This is a genomic window from Nocardia sp. NPDC005366 (assembly GCF_040606855.1).
Classification (GTDB): domain Bacteria; phylum Actinomycetota; class Actinomycetes; order Mycobacteriales; family Mycobacteriaceae; genus Nocardia.
In genome coordinates, this window is record NZ_JBEXFQ010000004.1 from 74,309 (window position 1) to 95,548 (window position 21,240).

A 21,240-nucleotide genomic window follows, 5' to 3' on the forward strand; every position below is an offset into this window, starting at 1 on the left:
CCGGTGGCCACGCCATGATCGAGATCCCGCCCGACGTCAGGTGGCTCGGCTGGCTGGTCGGCATCGACCCGCCGCAGGGCGACGAGGACGCGCTGTTCGCCATCAGCGCGGCCTGGCACGAGGCGGCGAAGGTGATCGCCGCCCAGATCGATCCGCTGGCCGCCGTCCAGCGTGACGCGATGGGGGCATACACCGCGGGCTCCGGCGCGGAAACCATCGGCGCGCTGTTCGACACCCTGCTGCACGGTACCGGTTCACTGGACGCGTTGGCCACGGCCTTCGACGAGATCGGTGACGCCGCTTTCGATTTCGGCACGACGGTGCAGCAGGCGAAGTTGATGATGATCCTTTCCTACGCCCTGCTTGCCGTGGAAATCGCGTGGGCCTGGATGTTCCCGCCGACAGCTCCGGCCCTGGAAGCGGCGGCGGTGAACGGCACCAGGTCGAGCCTGCGCCTGCTCGAGGACCTGGCGATCGACACGATCGAGCGGGCGATCCTGCGGGTCGCCGGAGCCGTCGGACAGCGGTCATGGGCGAGGCTGGTCGTCAAGAATTTGTCCACCTACGCGGTCAAAGGCGCGGTGTCGGGCGCGCAGGCGGCAGTACTGGATCTGGCCGTCCAGGGTGGTCAGCTGGCCGGGGGCACCCGGCGGTCGCTCAACGGCAACGAGGTGTTGCTGTCGTTCGGTTCGTCCTATCTCGGTTCGTTGACCGGCCGGGCCGCGGGCCACTGGGGAGGTATCGGTTTCGACGCGTCCATCGGCAGGCTCACCAACAGCCTCGGTCCCGCGGCGAGTGTGTTCCGCGGTGCGGCTGTCGGCACGTTCGGAGGTGTGGTGAGTACCGCGGGTGGTGCGGTCGGGTCGGCGATGAATTCGGGTGACTGGCACGGTGCTTTCAGCGGAACCGGACTCGGCTCGGCGATGACGGGCGGACCGCTGCGTGGCGCGGTCGCGGGCGGGAGCCGCGGCCTGTTCCAGCTGAATCGGATCCCGGACAGTCCCTCACGGACGGGATTTCTCCGCCATTTCCAGGTCGACGCCGAGGGGAATGTATACGCGCCAGCGAGCCGAGCCGCGGCTGCGGGCGGCACGCCGTCCACCGAGGGCCCCCAGCGTCCCGTACCGGTGGAGCGGCCAGCTATCGATCGATCGGCGCCGTTCTCGGCGCATGAACGACGACGATTGCGCGCCCTCGATCGCCAGGATGCCGCGAATCTGCGCGAGTACCAGCGGGAGTTGCGTCTGCGCCAGCCCCAGCTGCGGGCGCAACCGACCGATCCGACGGCGGACGCGCCGCGGACCACGGGCGACCGGACGGGACGGGTATCGGGTGAAAGGGAACCACCCGAGCAGCTCAGGCCGCGTGCCCGCGCGCTCGGTGAGCCGTCGGGATCGGAATCGGTGGACCGGCAGCCGCCATGGTCCTCGCGCATGTCCGGGCGTGCCCACGCCATGCAGCAACGGGCCGAGGTGGCCCAGGAGAGGGCCGACATCGCCCAGACCGGTGCGGACGCCGCGCAGGGGCGAGCCACCACGCAGCAGACTCGCGCGACGACGGCGCAGGAAGCGGTCGCCACCGCGAAGTCCGCGGTGGTGGACGCGCGACGCCAGGTGGATGACGCCAGGAACCAGCTGGCACAGCAGCGCGCCGCGGACAATCCCGACCCGCGCCTGCTCGAGTCCGCCGAGGCGGAAGTGGTTCGCGCGCAGGCGAGGCGAACCCGCGTCGGCGACGAACTGGAGACCGCCGTCGAACGAGCGAGCCAACAGCAGCGCCTGGCGGACCGATTGCAGACCCGCGCCGATGACCTCCAGCGCGTGGCGGACAGCGCCCAGAGCCGCGCCGACGACCTTCGTATGGTGCGCGTCAGCCGTGAGGCGATCAACCGCAAGGCCGACGGTGAGGCCACGACGATCGTGCCACCGGGCGCCGATGAGAACACCTGGTGGAAACGGGCGTTGATGCGCAGCGAACGGCTCGGGAAAAAGTACGGCACAGGCGGTCCCGGCGCGGATCACCATCAGAGCAAAGGTACCGATCTACGCGGCAAGACCAGGCCGAAACTCGACATGTACCACGCTCCGAAGATCAGCCCGTACGTCGCACCGGCGGCGCCGGATCCCTCGGAATGGGGGACCCCACCGCCGGTCTCGCCGCCGCCCGAGGGCGATGGCGGCGGGTGTCGCCATGAGGGCTGCGACGGCGATGGTTGTCGTCATGGCGACGGCTGCGATCACCGCGGTTGTCACGAGGAGGGCTGCGACGGCGACCACGATGGCTGCGACGGTGGCACTGGCTGCGAACGCGGCATCAGAACTTCGTGTTAGGAATATGTTTCGCCGTCTGTCACACGCCATCTCGGTGCTGTCTCGAATCCATTGCGAGAGTGGACTACTCGAGACAGTGACCAAGTGGATGAGATGTGGCGCAGCGTATTTCGATAGAATCGACGGACCGGCTACGGCTCGGGGCGGAAGGACTGGACCGCGTGCACGCGGCCGTGAACGACGCGCTCGACACCCTGGTACACACTCTCACCGGGCGCGGCGACCCGATTTCGGCGCAGCCGACCGATAACGCGGCCGTCGTGGTCGGCTCGGTGTCGGCCGACCAACCCCCGTGGGGCACCGATTCCTACGGTAGGACGTTCGCGTCCGGCGCCGACGGTTACGCGACCATGAGCGTCGAACTGCTCCAGGGCGGTTTCGATATGGCGCGGACGCTCGCGGAGTTCGCCCGGGGCATGCGTCGGGCGGCCGGCGGTCTGGACAACACCGAGGAGTCGTCGATCACCGCCTTCACGTGATGCCACCGCCTTCACGTGATGCCACCGCCTTCACGTGATGCCACCGCCTTCACGTGAGGCCGCCCGATGGGAACGGATGCCCCCGCAGGGTTCACAGCGGGGGTAGCTGACAGATCTGGACGAGCTCGCGGCCCTGGGTGCGCGACACCAGCATGCCGCGCCCGGGCGGATACTGTGCCGGGCGCACGTCACCGAGCAGCACGCCCTCGTCCTTGGGCGTGCTCATCAGAAACGCGCCGACCGACATATCCTTCATCGGGCCGAGCACATTGTCGTAGAGAGCCCGCGACGCGCCACCCGCGCGGCGCGCGATGATCACGTGCAGACCGATGTCACGGGCCTGCGGGAGTAGATCCACCAGCGGCAGCAGCGGATTGTTGGACGCCACCATGTCGTAGTCGTCGACGATCACGTACACCTCGGGCCCGGTCCACCAGCTGCGCTCACGCAGCTGGGCCGGGGTGATGTCGGGACCGGGGATGCGATCGGACACGAATTGCGCGACCTCTTTCAGCGTGGGCACCGAGGTCTGGGCCGAGGTCGAATATCCGGCCAGATGGGGGCCATCGATCGCGCCGAGCATGGTCCGGCGATAGTCGACGAGGATGATGCGCGATTTGTTCGGATGGGAATTCTCGACGATGCCCTGTGCGATATTGCGCAACAGCGTCGTCTTGCCGCAGCCGACATCGCCGAATATCAGCAGATGTGGTTGCTCCGCGAAATCCAGCACAACCGGCTGGAGTTCGGATTCGCTCGAGCCGATCAGCAACCGCGTCTCGTCGAGTCGGATGCCCTGCTCGCGGGCGGTGTCGAGCACCTGATCGCGGGGGAGCTCGAGCGGCAGCATGCGGACTCCGGGGGCGCGTCGATCGCCGTACAGTCGGGCGAGTTCCGTCTTCGCCGTCGAGACCCCCTCGGACAGGGTATTCGGATCGACCGCCGTGTCGAGGCGGGGAAGGGCGATCAACATGTGCAATTTGTCGGTGGTCATCCCGCGGCCGGGCCGGTTGATCGGAACATGCACTGCCGCACGGCGATCCATCTCCGAGTCCGACGGTTCACCGAGGCGTAACTCGATGCGGGTGCCGATCTGGTCCTTGACCGCGGGACGGATCTCGGCCCAGCGGTTCGCGCCGAGCATCAGGTGGATTCCGTAGGACAGACCGCGCGCGGCCAGCACATGCACCTGGGGTTCCATCATTTCGAACTCCTCCCGGAACGCGGCCCAGCCGTCGATCACCAGGAAGACGTCGCCGAACTGATCCGCCGAGAGCGGATGCGCCGCTCGCTCGTCCTCGGGCAGTTGTGCGATCGCCGCCTTCAATCTACGGAAATCACGCATGTTCTCGATGCCGAGTTCCAGGAACCGGGCCTCACGCCTGCGCAGCAGCACGCCGAGTTCGGCGACCGTGCGTCGGGCCCGGTCGCCCTCGAGCCGTCCGGCCGTCGAACCGATATGCGGCAGGCCGTTGAGCGCCGCGAGTGTGCCGCCGCCGAAATCGAGGCAGTAGAACTGCACCTGTTCGGGAGTGTGGGTGGCGGCGGCGGCCACGATGATGGTGCGCAGTGTGGTCGACTTGCCCGACTGCGGCCCGCCGACGACCGCGACATTGCCCTGCGCGCCCGCCAGATCGATGGTGAGGACATCGCGTTTCTGCTCGTAGGGCTTGTCGATGATGCCGATCGGCAGCCACAGATTGCCGGTGCGGTTGCCGGGTGAACGCCAATCCTTTTCGGGCAGCAGCATATCGACGGAGGGCGAGATATCCAGTGGCGGCAACCACACCTCGTGGGCCGGCGTGCCGTGCCCGGTCAGCCGCTCGACCACCACCTGTAGCAGCGACCGTTCCGATTCCACGGGTGGGGGATCGGCGAGGAGTTCGCTGAGATCGGGCAGCGGTACTTCCCGACTCGGCGCCGCGCGCACCGCCACCGGCGCGGCGGTGAACGGATCGACGGCGCCCGATGTGGCGCTGCTCGGTCCGCCGTCGGCCCGACGACCGACGGCGGGCACGTACGGGCCGGAGACATAGGTGGCGTTGAACCGCAACGGGTCCGAGGAGTCGCTTTTCAGATACCCCGCGCCGGGCTGCCCGGGCAGGTGGTACGCGTCGGTGATGCCGAGCACCTGCCGGGATTCCCCGGCGGAGAATGTGCGCAAACCGATCCGGTAGGACAGGTGCGAGTCCAGGCCGCGCAGCCGGTTCTCCTCCAGGCGCTGCGAGGCCAGCAGCAGATGCACTCGCAGCGAGCGGCCCAGTCGTCCGATCATCACGAAAAGCTCAGCGAAATCCGGTTTCTGCGAAAGCAATTCGGAGAACTCGTCGACGATGATGAACAGCGCGGGCAGCGGATCGAGTTGCGCGCCGTTGGCGCGAGCCTTCTCGTATTCGGTGACGTTGGCGAAGTTTCCGGCCGCGCGCAGCAGTTCCTGGCGGCGGTTCAATTCGCCGGCCAGCGCGTCGCGCATGCGGTCCACCATCGAGAGTTCTTCTTCGAGGTTGGTGATGACCGCGGCCACGTGGGGCAGCGGATCGAGACCGAGGAAGGTCGCGCCACCCTTGAAGTCGACCAGGACGAGATTCAGCAGATCCGGTGAGTGCGTGGTCACCATCGACAGGACCAGCGTGCGCAGGAATTCCGACTTTCCGGAACCTGTCGCGCCGATACACAGTCCGTGCGGGCCCATGCCGTTCTCGGCGGACTCCTTGATATCGATCTCGACCGCCGTGCCGTCGGGGGTGACGCCGATCGGCACCCGCAGCCGCTCGCGCGCGGAGCGGGGTCGCCACACGGTGGTCGGCTCGATGGTGGCCGCGTCGGGAATCGAGAGCAGGGTCATCAGGCCGGGATCTCCGCCGACGTCGTCGCCCAGATCGACGACCTGGGCGGTGGTGGCGATCCGATAGCGTGCCATCGCGCGTGCGAAGGTCGCCGCCGTGTCCGCCGCGACCCGGTCGGGACCCGCGAAATTCTCCACCGAACCACCGGTGCGGGCGCCGATGGTGTCCTGCTCGACCACCAGTTGCAGGCCGCGGCGCACCGCGAGTCCGTTCTTGGGGGCGGTCAGGTCCAGCACGGTCACCGAGTCCAGGCCCGCGTCACTGATGACGCGCTCGGAGCCGCTGACATAGCCGTCGTCGATCACCACCACCACGTGCAGCCGCCCGGATGTCGGCGGGGCGTTGCGCAGGAAACGGCCCCGTTCGAGCAGATCCTCCGACAACGCGGTCTCCAGCTCCGACAGTGACTCGTAGAGCATACGGGCCGAGCCGATTTCGTCCCTGTCGCGGGGATGTTGCAGGTGCGGAAGCCATTTGGTCCACTGCCACGCCTCGCCGTCGGGATCGGCGGTGGCAATGGCGACGGCGAGGTTGTCCGGGCCGTGGAAGGTGACCAGTTCCAGGATCATCGACCGGACAAGTTCCCGGCCGTACTCGCGGGGACCGTCGATGTTGACCGCGGGGAACGCGCGCAGCGAGATCGCGGTCGGGAGGCCGTGGACCACGGAATGGGTGCGGACGAACCGGCGCAGCGCCACCGTCGACACCGGTTCCAGGTCCTCGAGCGGTCCGGTCTCGGGGCGAGCCAGTTTGGTGGCGATGCGGTGGCTGCCGACCCCGATGCGGACATGGCCGAAGTCCGGGTCGCCCGGCCTGCGTTCCCACATGCGGCGGGTGCCGATCAGGGCGTGCAGATCGACCGGATGCGGATGGCTCCACAGCAGTGCCTCGCGCTGCGCGGCGCCGGTGCCGCGCACGTCGCCGCGCAACTGCTCGAGATATCGGAAATAGTCCTTGCGTTCCTCGTTGAGTTCGGCGGCCCGTTTTCCGCCACCGCCGGTGCGGCCCGCGAACATCGCGACCATCGACATCAACATCATCATCGGGAACATCATGGTGATCGGATTGGTCAGCATGGATTTGCCGCTGACAGTGAACATCAGGCCAACCATGCCGACCATCGCCACCACCATGACGATCGGCATCAGACGTTGCCACAGCGGGCTCGGCACCGGCGAGGTGATCTCGGGCGGCGCGTTGAGGACCACCTCGCCGCCGGGTGAGCGGGGCGGCGCGATACGGGCCAGTCGGATGAATCCCTGCGTAGTCACACTCGTTCCTCGAAGTCGTCGCCCGGCAGGACGAGGGGTTGTCTGCGCCGGAACGGAGCGGACAGGAGCAGTGCCAGTCCGAGCAGCGTCAGGCAGATCACCGCGCCCGCCACACCGATCCGACGCGGCCACGGGTCCCGCGGCGCGGGCGGTATCGGGGCGGCGATCTGTTTGCCCCCGGCGGGATCGCGACCGGTCACCGGCGGCAGCACCGCGGTGAGCGCGGCGACGGGATCGATCAGGCCCGCACCGACCCGGCTGTCGTGCCCGTTACCCGGTGCGTGCGCGGTACGCACTATGCGGTCGATCACCTGCGTCGCGTGTAGTTGCGGGTACCTGGCGCGGACCAACGCCGCCAGACCCGCGACGTAGGCGCTGGAGAAGCTGGTCCCGTTGACCGGCGCCACCTGGCCGTCGGCCTGCGGTGTGCCGTTGACCAGGCCGGTGCCGCCGGGCGCGCTGTCGAGAGACATCAGATTGCTGCCGGGAGCGGCGACGCCGACCCACGGTCCGTACAACGTGAACGGCGAGGGTGCTCCGTCGGCCTCGACCGAGGCGACCGACAGCACATACGGGGAGAACCAGGCCGGTGTCGCGATCGTATTCACCGCGTTCCACCCCGCGGTGCCGTTCTGCTCCTTGCAAGCCCCCTGGGATTGCAGATTGCCCGCCGACGCCACCACGACGACATCGCGGTCGCTGGCGTATTTCAGGGCCGCGCCGAGTGCGCCGTCCACCGGGGCCGCGCCGGCGGGCAGACACGAGACCTCCGAGATGTTGATGACCGAGGCGTGCATGTCGACCGCGTGCACCACCGCGTGCGCGAGCGTGGTGACCGTTCCGTAGCCGCCCGCTGACATGCCGCCGGACTGCTCCGCGCCGTAACTGTTCTTGGCCTGGTAGGCGAGGCTGGTCTGGCGGATCGACAGGATCGTCGCGCGCGGCGCGACGCCGGAGAACCCGTCGCTGCCGTCGGGCGCGGGGCTGCCCGCGATGATTCCGGCCACCAACGTGCCGTGCCCGTCGCAATCGGCCGTGCCGTCGGAGTCGGAGACGTAGTCGCCCCCCGGGACCACCGCCAGCCGCGGATGCCGGTTGACGCCGGTGTCGATCACCGCGACGGTCTGTCCTTCGCCGCGGCTGAAATCCCAGGCGCGTTCGAGCCCGAGCGCCTTTTGGGCGGCGGGGACACCCGTCGGCGCCGGGCCGGTCCAGATCGGGTTCGAGCACAGCAACCGCTGTTGTGACGGTTCCGGTGGTGCGACGGGGGCACCGGTGATCAACGCGCCCGGATCGACACCGGGCGGCGCGACGCCCCGCGCCACACCGGCAGGCGCCGTGGCCAGCAGTACGGACAGGGCGGCGGCGGTGATCGTGTCGATGGCGGTGCGCGCCGCGCCGCGCCGCCGAAGAACACGCTCACGCATTGCGGGCGACGGCGTAGACATCGAGAATCCAGAAGGCCAGCGGGCCGATCACGCAGATCATGAAGTACTCCAGCACTTCACCGGCTCGCTGGACTACCGGCGACACGTCGAGATTCGGCCCCGCCACCCCGATGAGCATGGCGAGCGCCGCGATCACCAGCAGTGCGCCCGCCGCGGCAGGGGTCGCGTCCGGCACGCCGATGCCGACGAGCGCCGCCGTCGGTATCAGTACCGCGAAACCACCCGCAACCAGCGTCGCGGCCTGGGTCAGATCGGAGAACGACCGCCCGCGCCGGGTGAGCACGATACCCACCGCACCCGCCAGCGCGTCCGCCTGCCAGCGATGTCCACTCGCCCCGGCCACCGTCATGATCGTGGCGCAGACGGTCACCACGACGATGCCGATGGTCATTCCGGACTGGTAGTCGTTGGCCAGCCGGGACCGCAGGCCCAGCCCCGCCGCCGACGGGATCGCCGTCGCGCCGATCGCGCCGATACCTTCGATCGTGGGACGCGGCTCGTGGTCGCGCGGGTCGATCACCCCGCCCGCGGTCGGCACCGGCGGCACCGGTAGCGCGGCGGCCGCCACCGCGAGCCGCGGCGCCAGCGTGATGGCGAGCAGCGCGGCGACTACGGTCGCGGTCGCCGTCTTGTACGGCGCCACGTCCCACAGTGTCGAGGTACCCGCGGCGGCGATGCCGAATACCGCGACGGTCACGACCGTTGCGAACACCGTCGGTCGACCCCCGATGACGCGCAGTGCGATCACCGCGGGCAGCAGGGTGGCCGAACACCCGAGCAACACATGCGGCGACCCCGCCGGGCCGGGTACCAGTGCCGCCGCGCCACTGCCGATCAGCAGGAGGCCGCACAGCCCCAGCGCACCGGCCGGCGACGGCGCCGCGTACATCCGGGCCACCAGCCCGGCGCCGATCAGCGTCAGCAGCCCGATGCCGAGACCGGCGGCGGCAGCCAGGGCTCCCGAACCGTGCGCCGCGGCGACCAGCAGGAGCAGGCCCGCGCACGCGACCGCGGCGACAGCGCCCGCCAGGCCGGCCAGGCCCGCCGATTCCGAGGTCCAGCCACGGAATGAGCTCTCGGTCAGCCGGGCGACCGCGTCGATGACATCGTCGAAAAGCGCTGGCGCCTCGACCGAGTCCACCGCGCGCAGCACCAGCAGCTCACCGTCGAAGACCTCGGCCTCGGTGAGCGTGCGCCCCGGATCGATCGCGCCGCGACCGAGTCGCGACAGCGTCCAGTGCTGCGCGGCAAGCGGGCCGTTGTCGTCGTGCTCGGACAGGTCGGGATTGCGGGATGCGATGAGCGCCACCACATCCGGAATGAAATTGGCGATCGGGATCGCGGTGGGCAGCACCACGTCGACCTGAGTGTTACCGCCGATCACCGAGACTCGGCACAGCTGCGGCTCGATGGCCGTCGATTCCATCACGCTGAAGACTCCCGAATTCCTTGGTTGCGATGTCGGGAAGGTAGCAACGAGGCTGATCGCTCGCAGGTGGCGTGGACGGAGTTTCCCTCGCTGTCACCGGACGGCCGGAACCGACATGGCGTTATTCCGCGCCCGGCGCTTCGGCGCGTGAACCGGCGGTGAACACCCGGTGCGCGCCGCACGGTCCGGCATGCCACCGGATCCCCCGGCGGATACGTTGCGGGCATGTCAGCCACTCGGCAAGCGCAACAGATCTTCGACGCGGGCGTGCTGTCGCTGGGTCTGATGGTCGACGGTCAGCAGGCCGCGAAGAATCTCGACTACGCCAAGGTCGCGTTCCGCCGCGCCACCGAACTCGACCCGGACATGTGTGACGCGTGGCTGGGGCGCGTCGCCGCCGGTGACATGAGCCGAGAAGTGTTGCGCCAGCTGCACCGGACCTCCGCTACCTCGCTGTATCGCGAACAACGCCGACTCGGGCTGCCACCGCGCCAGCTCGCCGGGCGTTTCCAGATCGGGCAGTACATCGACTATCCGATCGCGAGTTCGACCGAGATCTGGCTCGCCTGGGCGATGCGACTCGTCGAGGACAACGAATACGACGAGGCCGAGCGCGCGCTCGGGGAGCTGGCGTATCGCCGCAGGCAGCTCGTCGACGATCCGGAGCGGGATGTCGACGACAGAGTCTGCGCCTACGCGCACGGCGTGCTGTACTTCACCGCCCAGCTCTGGCCCGACGTGATGGCGGTGCTGGCGGGCTCGGCGGAATGGCCGGACAAATACATGGCCGCGGGCGCGCATGTCATGGTCGGCACGGCGTGCGCGCACCTGGGCCTGCTCGGTGAGGCGACCCGACGGCTGGAACTGGCCGAGCGCGGACCGATTCCGGCGGCCCGCACCGCCGCGATGTACTGCCGCGGCCTGGCGCTGCGCGAACAGGGCAACGAGGACGAGGCCAGGGCCCTGTTCGAGACGGTCTACACCCAGGTACCCGATTTCGCGGCCAACGCCAAGGCCATACGTGATCCGAAGTTCCGGATCGTGATCACCTCCAAGGAGCACATCGAATCCCGTACCGATCGCTGGGATCCGGCTTCGGCGCCGTCACTGGAGGAAGCCGCCGAACAGGAGCAGCACCACCGGGCCGAGGTGATCCTGGCTGCCGCCCGTGCGGAGCTGGACGCCCAGATCGGCCTGGCCGCGGTGAAGGTTCAGGTCGCCAAGCTGCAATCCTCGGCCACCATGGCCAAGATCCGGGCGGAGAAGGGGCTCAACAGCATGTCGCGCGGGCAGCACCTCGCGTTCACCGGCCCGCCCGGCACCGGAAAGACCACCATCGCGCGTGTTGTCGCCAAGATCTATTGCGGGCTCGGGTTGCTCAAGACCGACAAGGTGGTGGAGACCAAGCGTGCCGACTTCGTCGGGCAGCATCTGGGTTCCACCGCGATAAAATCCAATCAGCTCATCGATTCGGCGATGGACGGCGTGCTGTTCATCGACGAGGCGTACACCCTGATCCAGTCCGGGTTGTCCGGCGGTGACGCGTTCGGGCGCGAGGCAGTCGACACCTTGCTGGCGCGCATGGAGAACGACCGCGATCGGCTGGTGGTGATCATCGCGGGCTACGACGGTGAGATCGACCGATTCCTGGCCAGCAATGACGGCTTGGCCTCGCGTTTCGCCAAACGCGTGAAATTCGACTCGTATTCGCCCGACGAGTTGTGCGATATCGGCAGATTCATCGCCGGTAAACGCGATTCCACGGTCGCCGATGAAGCGATAGATCTGCTGCGCGCGGCCTGCGCGGAATTGTACGACGCCGAACGCATCGACCAGAGCGGCCTGTCGCGTCGCGGTGTCGACATCGCGGGCAACGGTCGTTTCATCCGCAATGTCATCGAAAGTGCCGAGGAGGAGCGGGAATACCGGCTCGCGATGGACGAGAGCCTGGACCCGCACAGTCTCGACGAGGAAACCCTGATGCGGATCGAGCCCGCCGATATGCGCAACGCGCTGCAGATCGTTCTCGCGTCGCTGACGTAGTGATATCGGCTCGCTGACCACCCGCGAGCCCGGTGGGCCGCGGGGGAGTCCCGCTGGATGATTTCGACGCCGCGGCGCGTGCGTTCCCGCCACGCCGCCGAACAGTCCCGTCCCGTTCGCTGACCGCCCGCCGCGGAATCACGGCCGATCGGGCGCGATTCGGTTCCGCGATCCGGAATCCCGATATCCGAATTCCCTCGACCGTGTGGAGCCTTTCTCCCGTATCCGGTTCGGACGATTCCGAACTCGTGACCGAATCGGCCCGGCCGTCTTTCGCTCCCGATGAGCGGCACACTGTGTTCGGCGCCGGGCGCGTCGGCCGCCCGCCGCCGTTTCGTGCGGGTCGTATCGAGAATCGTTCGGGGATCGAGCGATTCGGCGTGAATTCACCGTGAACCATCGGTGCCGGGTGATATTGGTCCTCGGTCGAACTCGCCGGACGCTTTCCCGGAATCGTGCGGCGAGTCGTCGAAATCGAAATGGCGCGAGTGTTAATTCTCTAACAATCGATGAATTGGGATGGAACGCAGTGGGTGCCGTGACCGGGACCGCACAGGATTGGACCGGCTCGACGATCGTGGGGTCGTCGGGCCGGACAACGCGTCCCACGAATTCTCGAATACGATGAAGGATCAGCGAGATACGATGAAAATAACCAAATTCGCCACCGCCGTCGCACTGCTGGCCGCGACCGGTGTCATGTCCGCGGCCGTGAGTGCGGCCGCTCCGGCCGAGACCCCGATCAACTTCACCGCCAGGGCCACCGACGACGGCCGCTCGATCGTCACCGTCGACTCCGGTTCCCTCGTGGTCGAGGACGGCGCGTTCGAGGTCAAGACCGGCGGCGGCACGGTAGTCGCCGCCACCCCGCTGACGTTCCGCCTCGATGACTTCGAATTCCCCATCGCCGCAGCCATTTCCGGCCACACCGCGACCCTGACTCCGAATCTGGACCCGGCTGCCGCGGTGTACCGGCCGGTCGCGCTGCCCTACGAGGAGGGTGCGCCGTGGAAGACGCCCTACGACCGTGAGCAGGCCGCCTGGAGCCGATTGACGTCCACCATCAGCGCGGGCGCCACCATCGGCACCCTCGTCGGCGGCCTCGCGGGCGGGGCGCTCGGCTGTGTTCTCGGCGGTATCGCGGGCGCGACCGTCGCTTCGGCGACCATCATCGGTCTGTTCGGACCGTTCGTCCCGGCCGCGGCGGTCGGATGTGTCGCGGGCATCGTCGCGGTCGGCGCGATCGGCACGCTGGTGGGGCAGATCCTGGTCACCGCCCCGGTCTCGATCGGCGCGGCGATCCAGTACTTCACGACCATCTCGGGGCCGTTCAACGCCCCGGCGAAGTAACGCGCCCGAGGTCCCGCCCGGCCGCGCCGGGGCGAAGTTGCTGTGCGTGAACGGATATGGCGTGCACGTGAACAACTGAACGGTCGATGAATCCGGCCGTCCGTGGCGGCGGACACCGGCACGGACCAGGCAGGATCAATAGCGCGGCTCGTTCGATCCCTCGGGATCACCCCTCATCGCGGGCCGTGGGAAATCGAGGTAACCCGGTAGTTGTCTCGACGGGACGGCGGTTCCCGCCCCCCTTGCCCGGCAGGGCGGGAACCGTCCCCCGAACCGATGCCCCGGTTCCGGGGGCCGACTCGCGGAGGACGCCGTGAACACTCCAATCGTGCACACCGTGCTGCTGGCCGAACGATTCGACTGCGGCACAACATCGTGGGCCGTGTCCAGTACGACGAACGCCCACTACACCATGCAGATCCACAAGAACTGCTCCGTCGGGGAGTGCCCCGCGAAGACGGCCGCGTTCGGACTGCTGGCGTCGGAGAAGAAGCTGGTTCCGGACTCGGGCCGATCCTGACCGGCACGGGGAGATCCGATATGGCGCGCGACCTGTTCGCGACGTGGATCCGTCGGCTGCGCGGCGAACCCGGGGCGAGCACCGCCCTGGTGTGCTTCCCGTCAGCGGGCGGCGCGGCGGCCGGATACCGTGACCTGGCCCGGCATATCGATCCGGCGGCCGACGTCTACGCCGTGCAGTATCCGGGGCGTCGAGAACGTATCAGGGAGGCCCCGATCTCGTCGCTGACCGGGCTGGCAGCGCGCATCGCGCCCGCGCTGGAGCCGCTGCTCGGCCGGGAACCGGCGCTGTTCGGGCACAGTATGGGGGCGACCGTCGCCTTCGAGACCGCTCGTCTGCTCGAGGCCGGCGGCACGACACTCGCCGCCCTGTACGTATCCGGTCGTTCGGCGCCGTCGGAACCCGCGGGTGATTGGCTACCGAACGCCGACGACGCCACCCTGATCGACGAGATGGCGCGCCTGGCCAACGATCCCGCCTCGATTCGGTTGCTGCGCGAGGCGCCGGAACTGGCCGCCGCGGTGCTGCCCGCCGTGCGTGCCGATTTCGCCGCCGTCGCCGGTTATGTCTACCGGCCGGGCCCGCCGTTGCGCTGTCCAGTCATCGGCTTGACCGGAGTGGACGATCCGATCACCACCCCGGCCCAGGTCGGCGCGTGGTCCGCGCACACCACCGGACCGTTCGAACTGCACGTGTTCCCCGGCAGCCACTTCTATCTCGACCTGGTGCCCGCCGACGTCGCGGCGATCGTCAATTCCGCACTGCGGCTCGCCGGCTGAGTCCGCAGTTCACCGACATGTCACCAAGGTGGATTCCAAGAATTTTCCGGCGCCACGGGGTGCGGTTCGAACCGAGTGGTTCCTACAGTGTCACTGCCTGCCGCACCGTGGTTCGTGAAATCGCACCGGGGCAGCGGCTTTCGCGCCGTCGACAGCGTAGTTCTCGGCATTCCAGCCTCTCTGACCGGAGTTCTGTCATGACTGAAGATGCCGTCATACCCGGGGTGACCGTCGAGCGGGTGCGGGCCTGGCTCGCCGACCGGATCGCCTGCGCGACACATGTCGACCCGTCGGAGATCTCCCACGACGATTACTTCGACTCCTTCGGCCTCGATTCCGCCCGGGCGCTGGTCCTGGCCGGCGAGCTGGAGACCTGGCTCGGTATCGAGCTGGAGGCCACCGCGCTGTGGTACCACCCGACCGTCAGTGAACTGGCCGCCTACATCGTCTCGGAAACGATTGCCACAGAAACGATTACCACAGAAACGATTGCCGCGGAAACGATTGCCACAGAGGAGATTCGGTTCGGCACGGCCGAGCATCGCGCGCCGACGAGGACACAGATATGAATAATTCCACGAAACTCGGTGATACCCCGATCGCGATCGTCGGCCTGGGCGCGCTGTTCCCACAGTCGACCGATCTGTCCGAATTCTGGTCCAACGTGGTCGAGGCACGAGACTGCATCGAAGACGTTCCGGCGACACATTGGAAAATCGGGGACTACTACGATCCTGACCCCACCGCGCCGGACAAGACCTACGCCAAGCGCGGCGGTTTCCTGCCGTTCGTCGACTTCGATCCCATGGAGTTCGGCCTGCCACCCAACCAGCTCGAGGTCACCGGCGTCCTGCAACTGCTCAGCCTGGTCGTGGCCAAGCAGACCCTCGCCGATGCCGGTGCCCCGCGTTCCACCTGGTACGACCCGAGCCGGACCGGCTGCATCCTCGGCGTCATCGGCACCAATTCGCTCGCCCAGCCGCTGACGAGCCGATTGCAGACCCCGGTGCTGAAGGAAGTGGTGCGCAGTTGCGGGCTGAGCGAACGCGACGCCGAGGAGATCGCGGCCAAATTCGAGAAGGCCTACGCGCCGTGGGAGGAGAACTCCTTTCCCGGCATGCTCGGCAATGTCATCGCCGGCCGCATCGCCAACCGATTCGACCTGGGCGGCACCAACTGCACCGTGGACGCCGCGTGCGCCAGCTCGATGGCGGCCGTGCACATGGCGGTATCGGAATTGGTGTCCGGCCGAGCCGATCTGATGATCACCGGTGGCTGTGACGCCGAGAACACCATCCTCATGTACATGTGCTTCTCCAAGACGCCCGCGTTATCGAAGTCGGAGGTCATCCGACCGTTCGACGAGCGGTCCGACGGCACGATGATCGGTGAGGGCATCGGCATGCTCGCGCTCAAGCGGCTCGCCGACGCCGAACGCGACGGCGACCGGATCTACGCCGTGCTGTGCGGTATCGGTTCCTCCAGCGACGGCCGCTTCAAAAGTATCTACGCGCCCCGCGAGGAGGGCCAGACCGTCGCGCTCGAACGCGCCTACGCCGACGCCGGTATCGAGCCCGAGCAGGTCGGCCTGCTGGAATGCCACGGCACTGGCACCGCTGTCGGCGACCACACCGAGGTGTCGGCGCTGCGCGCGGTGTTCGGCGCCGCCACCACCGAGAAGCAGTTCTGCGCGATCGGCAGCGTGAAGTCGCAGATCGGGCACACCAAGGCGACCGCGGGCGCGGCCGGGCTGATCAAGGCCACGCTCGCGTTGCATCAGAAGGTGCTGCCGCCCACCATCAATGTCACCGAACCCAGTCGCGGCGCGGAGTTTCCGAAGTCGCCGTTCTGGGTCAACACCTCCACCCGCCCGTGGCTGCTCGAGCCGCGCCGCACGGTCCGCCGCGCGGGGAGTTCATCCTTCGGATTCGGCGGCACCAACTTCCACTGCGTGCTGGAGGAATACGAATCGGGCGTGGAATCCGCTGTCCTGCATCAGGATTACCGCGTTCACGTGTGGCACGCCACGGACGCGCATAGCCTGCTCGCCGCGATGGCGAGCGACCCGCGCGGTGGTGCGGGGGAGCAGGCGATACCCGCCGAGCACGCCCGCCTCGCCGTGGTAGCGCGTACCGCGGCCGAACTCGACGCCTTGCGGGACACCGCTGCCGAGCGGCTTCGTGCCGCACCCACCGCGGAGTCGTTCGAACTGCCCGGGGGGACATGCTATCGCCGCCGCGCGGGGGTGCCTGGCAAGGTGGCCGCGCTGTTCGCGGGACAGGGCAGTCAGTACGTCGGAATGGGGGCTCGCGCCGCCGTGGCCGTCCCCACGGTGCGGGCGGCATTGGACGCCGCCAGTCTGATGTCCGACCCGAGCGAGCCGCTCAGCCGGGTGCTCTACCCGCCCCAGGCCTTCGATGACGAAACCGCCGCCGCCCAGGAAGCGGCGCTCCGACGCACCGACTACGCCCAGCCCGCGATCGGCGCGCTGGCCGCCGGTCAGTACCGCTACCTGACCGAGCTGGGGTTCGACGTACAGGCAGCCCTCGGCCACAGTTTCGGCGAACTCACCGCGCTGTGGGCGGCGGGCGTATTCGATGACGAAGCCTTCCACGCCCTGGCCTGGGCGCGCGGCACGGCGATGGCGCATCTGCCCGACGAAATCTCCGATCGCGGCACCATGGCGGCGCTGCACTGCGACCCCGAAGCGCTGACCGAGCTGCTCACCGCGCACCCCGACGTGGTGATCTGCAATATCAACGCACCCGAGCAGACGGTGGTCGGCGGCGGCACGCGAACGGTGCGGGATTTCGTCACCGCGGCACGGACCGCCGGTCTGTCGGCCGAGCTGCTGCCGGTGTCGGCAGCCTTCCACACCCCCTATGTCGCACACGCTGTCGAGGTGTTCGGCAGCGTGGTCGCCGAAGTCCCGTTCGCCGCACCCGCGTTTCCGGTGTACGCCGACACCGCGGGTGCGGAGTACGGCGAGAACGCCGAGCACAACCGCCGGGTGCTGGTCGAGCAGATCACCCAGCCGGTCGCCTTCGCGCCGCGTGTGCGGCAGTTGTACGAGGCGGGTTTCCGAGTCTTCGTGGAGTTCGGTCCCAAGTCGGTGCTGTCCGGCCTGGTGCGCAGAACCCTCGCGGAGCACGAGGACGTCGTCGTGCTCGCCGCGGATGCCGGTCCCGGCGGCGACGGAGACCGCAGCCTCAAACAGCTCGCCGCGCGGCTCGCCGTGCTCGGGCTGCCGCTGGCGGGTTTCGACCGATACAGCGCGCCGGTCCGTGAAATACCCGAGAGCAAAGGAATGAGGATCTCCTTGAACGGCAGCAATTTCGTCCCAGAGGAGCGCAGGCGCTCCTATCAGGACGCTCTGGAGAACGGATATCGGATCACGCCGCCCGTGAACGCCGACGGTCACGTCGACGGCAGCCACGACGGCAGACATGCCAACGGTAACGGCGGCAACGGTAACGGTAACGGCAACGGAAACGGGTACCCGCCGTCGCGGCCCGTCGAGCCCGCCGCGACGATTTCGGTCACTCCCACGGCGACCGCGGACATGGTCGCCGACCATTTCGCGATGCATCGCGAATATCTCGCGGGTCAGCTTCGGGTGGCCGAACGCCTCAGCGGCATACTGGAATACGACGCCCGCCGCGGTTCGCTCGATGAGCGGACCCTGGCCGGTCTGGTCGCCGTCAGTGATCAGAGCGTGTCGATAGGCCAGGCACACAGCCACGCGAGCGAGGTGCAACTCGGCCTCGCCTACCTGGAGGCCGGACTCGGCGCCGTCGCTCCGGTCCGGCATCCGCTGGAGCGCGTGTCGCGGCCCGAGCCGGTGCCGGGCCCCGTCCTCCATCGTCCGGAGCTTCCACCGGCCGCCGCCCCGCTGATGCCGGCGGCCGGATATGTCCCGGCGACGCCGGACGCCCAAGCGCCCGCGGCGATCGGATCGATCCCGGAAACCGAATTCGTTCCGGCGACAACGGTTCACGTTCCCCCGCCCGCGCCGATCGCACCTGTTCCCGCGCCGGAACACACCGCTGTCGCCGCGTCTGCTCCGGTCGCCGCGCCCGCCGAGGATGTCGCCACTGTCGAGAATGTCGCCGCCACTGTCGAGCAGGCGCTGCTCGAGGTCGTCGCCGACAAGACCGGCTACCCGACCGACATGCTGGAACTGACCATGGATGTCGAGGCCGACCTCGGCATCGATTCCATCAAGCGCGTCGAGATCATGGGAGCGCTCCAGGACCGTTTCCCTGACAGTCCGCAGGCAGGCCCCGAGCGGATGGGTGAGTTGCGCACGCTCGGTGGCATCGCCACCTTCCTCGCCGAGGGCGTGGGCGGTGGTGTCCACCCAAAAGCTGACGGCGCGCCCGTACCCGGGATCGCCCGGATGCAGGCGCGCCTTGTCGAACTCCCCGCTGTCTATCCGCTGGCCGCGGCGTACGGCGAGCAGTCCGTCGCGGTCCTGGCCGGCACGGACAGCGCCCTGATCGGCCCGGTCGCGAGCGCCCTCGCCGCGTCCGGGTTCATCGTGCGACACGGCACGGAGTCCACGCGATGGGACACCTCCGACCGCGTCGATCTGGTGATCTTCTTCGCACCGGACGACCCGGTCGGTTGGCCGGAATCGGTCGCAGCACTGGAAGCGGCGCAGTTGCTGGCCGCCGCGAGTCAGCGCTGCCTGGAGCGCGCGGCCCGGCGCGACCGGGCCGCGTTCGTGACCGTCAGCCGGGTCGACGGCGTGCACGGGCTGTCCGGCGCCCGCGACGCCGCTGGACTGCTCGGCGGTCTGCCCGGGCTGACGAAGACACTTGCCATCGAGGCGCCTTCGCTGTTCTGCCGGGCGCTCGACCTGAGCCCGGAACTACCGATCGCGCGAGCGGTCGAGCGGGTGCTCGCCGAGATATCGGATGCCGACACCGGGCCCGCGGAGGTGGGCATCGCGACCGACGGCCGTCGCCGACAGCTCGTCGCCGGGCCCGGTGACGGCACCGATCCGCTGCTGCCCCAAGGTAATCCGATTTCGGAGCCGACCGAGGCGGATCTGTTCGTTATCACCGGTGGTGGGCGCGGCGTCACCGCGGCCTGTGCCGTCGAGCTCGCACGACGCTATCGAAACGGGTTGCTGCTGCTTGGGCGCAGCCCGCTCGCCGACGAACCCGAATGGGCCGCCGGAGTTCCCGAATCCGATTTGAAGGGCGCGATAATCGCCCGAGCGCGCGCGGCCGGTGACACACCGACTCCGCGCGATGTCGAGCACACCTACCGAACGCTGGTGGCGGGCCGCGAGATCCGCGGCACCCTCGACCGGATACACGCGGCGGGTGCCACCGCCGAGTACCTGGCCGTCGACATCACCGATACCGCGGCCACCGCCGCCGCGCTGGCTCCGTACCGATCGCGGATCACCGGTCTGGTGCACGGCGCGGGCGTCATCGCGGACCGGGCGATCATCGACCAGCGGCGCGCGGACGTGGCAGCGGTGCTCGCGACCAAAGTGGCCGGGCTGCGCTCGGTGCTGGACGCGGTCGACGCCGAACGCCTGCGACATGTGGTGCTGTTCTCCTCGCTCGCCGGATTCTTCGGCAACCTGGGGCAATCCGGTTACGCCAGTGCCAATGCCGCGCTCACCAGGATCGCCGCCACACTGCGCCGCCGACAGCCGGGCACCCGGGTCACCGCCATGATCTGGGGTGCGTGGGAGGGCGGCATGGTGACACCGGAACTGGCGCGGATGTTCACCGAACGCGGGGTCCCGCTGATCCCGCTCGCGCGGGGCGCCGATTTCCTCGCGGGTCAGTTCGCCGCCGAACGCGCCGGCGACGTGGTGTGCGTGGTCGGACCGAATCAGCCGCCGACGCCCGTGGCGCCGAGTCCGGTCCCGACCGGACCGACCGTGCTCGGGGTGCCGGTCACCGGCCTCGCGTGGGACCCGGTCTTGCGCGATCACGCGATCGACGGCGCCCCGGTGCTGCTCGCTACCGCGGCGGTCGGCGCGATCCTGGGCGCCGCGCAGCGGTTACGCGGTGCCGAGACGACCCGGCTCACCGGGTTCTCGGTGCTGAAAGGTGTTGTCTTCGAGCCGGACTCACCCGAACAGCTGGCCGTGACGGTGACCGGCGAGCAGGTCGTCGTCGCCGACCAGGCGGGCCGCCCGCGCTTCCGGGCCTCGGTCCCCGCGGATCAGACGCTGACCGGGCCGGCGGTCGTCACTCTGCCCGCCTTCGAGGGCTTCGAGCCGGTGACCGCCTACGCCGACGGTGTGTTGTTCCACGGCCCCATTCTGGCCGGGATCATCGGCACCGCGGCGACGGCGGACGGAGGTCTGGTGGCGCTGTGCCGCCCGGTACCCGAGGCGATCGGCGGCGGACTGTTCCGCGCCGGGGCGTATGCGCCGGAACCGGCGGACCTGCTCCTACAGGCGATCGGGGTGCTGGCGCACCGCATGACGGGCCTCAACGCGCTGCCCGCGGGCATCGGCGCCGTGGAGGTCCGCGCACCGCTGCCCATCGATGCGGAGTTCCTCGTCGTGGTGAGTCCACTGCGGATCACCGGCGCCCAAGGGCAGGGCGACGCCCTGGCCTGCACCCGCGACGGCCGGGTGCTGCTGCGGTTCGCCGACGTGCGGCTGATCTCGGACGCGGCGCTGGCCCCCAAATTCCGGCGGAACCGAATCGAAACCATCGGAGCCGACCCGAAAACCATGACGGACCAATCGGATCGGATCGCGTGACAT

11 protein-coding genes are annotated in these 21,240 nt (G+C 68.8%); 8 read left to right on the forward strand and 3 right to left on the reverse strand.

From position 1 onward, the window contains the following. Positions 1 to 14: 14 nt before the first annotated feature. Together ABZS43_RS06210 and ABZS43_RS06215 are read left to right on the forward strand one after the other, a co-directional pair. On the forward strand, positions 15 to 2,330 hold the full coding sequence (locus ABZS43_RS06210; protein WP_355034743.1) for a hypothetical protein: 2,316 nt from the start codon (positions 15 to 17) through the stop codon (positions 2,328 to 2,330). A gap of 95 nt (positions 2,331 to 2,425) precedes the next feature. After that, positions 2,426 to 2,809, forward strand: a complete 384-nt coding sequence (locus ABZS43_RS06215) for a hypothetical protein (RefSeq protein ID WP_355034744.1) — start codon at positions 2,426 to 2,428, stop codon at positions 2,807 to 2,809. A gap of 91 nt (positions 2,810 to 2,900) precedes the next feature. On the opposite strand, the gene eccCa is transcribed toward ABZS43_RS06215, so the two are convergent. From eccCa to eccD, 3 genes are read right to left on the reverse strand one after another with little or no spacing between them, the layout of a single operon-like run. Next, entirely contained in the window at positions 2,901 to 6,926 is a 4,026-nt protein-coding gene (gene eccCa / locus ABZS43_RS06220) for a type VII secretion protein EccCa (RefSeq protein WP_355034745.1), read from the reverse strand. Then, positions 6,923 to 8,374 carry a type VII secretion-associated serine protease mycosin gene (gene mycP, locus ABZS43_RS06225; RefSeq protein WP_355034746.1) on the reverse strand — a complete coding sequence of 484 codons (1,452 nt, stop codon included), beginning with the start codon at positions 8,372 to 8,374 and terminating at the stop codon, positions 6,923 to 6,925. The genes eccCa and mycP overlap by 4 nt, the downstream gene beginning before the upstream one ends. Next, entirely contained in the window at positions 8,346 to 9,800 is a 1,455-nt protein-coding gene (eccD, locus tag ABZS43_RS06230) for a type VII secretion integral membrane protein EccD (protein ID WP_355034967.1), read from the reverse strand. Before eccD ends, mycP begins: the two co-directional genes overlap by 29 nt. A 228-nt stretch (positions 9,801 to 10,028) precedes the next feature. On the opposite strand from eccD, the gene eccA reads away from it, so the two are divergent. The 6 genes from eccA to ABZS43_RS06260 all read left to right on the forward strand — a co-directional run bounded on the left by eccA (position 10,029) and on the right by ABZS43_RS06260 (position 21,237). After that, entirely contained in the window at positions 10,029 to 11,846 is a 1,818-nt protein-coding gene (eccA, locus tag ABZS43_RS06235; protein ID WP_355034747.1) for a type VII secretion AAA-ATPase EccA, read from the forward strand. 645 nt (positions 11,847 to 12,491) lie between these two features. Next, entirely contained in the window at positions 12,492 to 13,196 is a 705-nt protein-coding gene (locus ABZS43_RS06240) for a hypothetical protein (RefSeq protein ID WP_355034748.1), read from the forward strand. Between the two features lie 313 nt (positions 13,197 to 13,509). Next, entirely contained in the window at positions 13,510 to 13,716 is a 207-nt protein-coding gene (locus ABZS43_RS06245; RefSeq protein ID WP_355034749.1) for a hypothetical protein, read from the forward strand. 20 nt (positions 13,717 to 13,736) lie between these two features. Beyond that, the gene (locus ABZS43_RS06250) at positions 13,737 to 14,495 is read left to right on the forward strand and encodes an alpha/beta fold hydrolase (RefSeq protein WP_355034750.1); all 759 of its coding nucleotides are present in this window, start codon (positions 13,737 to 13,739) and stop codon (positions 14,493 to 14,495) included. A 224-nt stretch (positions 14,496 to 14,719) separates the two neighbouring features. Then, positions 14,720 to 15,064, forward strand: a complete 345-nt coding sequence (locus tag ABZS43_RS06255) for an acyl carrier protein (RefSeq protein WP_355034751.1) — start codon at positions 14,720 to 14,722, stop codon at positions 15,062 to 15,064. After that, entirely contained in the window at positions 15,061 to 21,237 is a 6,177-nt protein-coding gene (locus ABZS43_RS06260; protein ID WP_355034752.1) for an SDR family NAD(P)-dependent oxidoreductase, read from the forward strand. Before ABZS43_RS06255 ends, ABZS43_RS06260 begins: the two co-directional genes overlap by 4 nt. Positions 21,238 to 21,240: the final 3 nt, after the last annotated feature.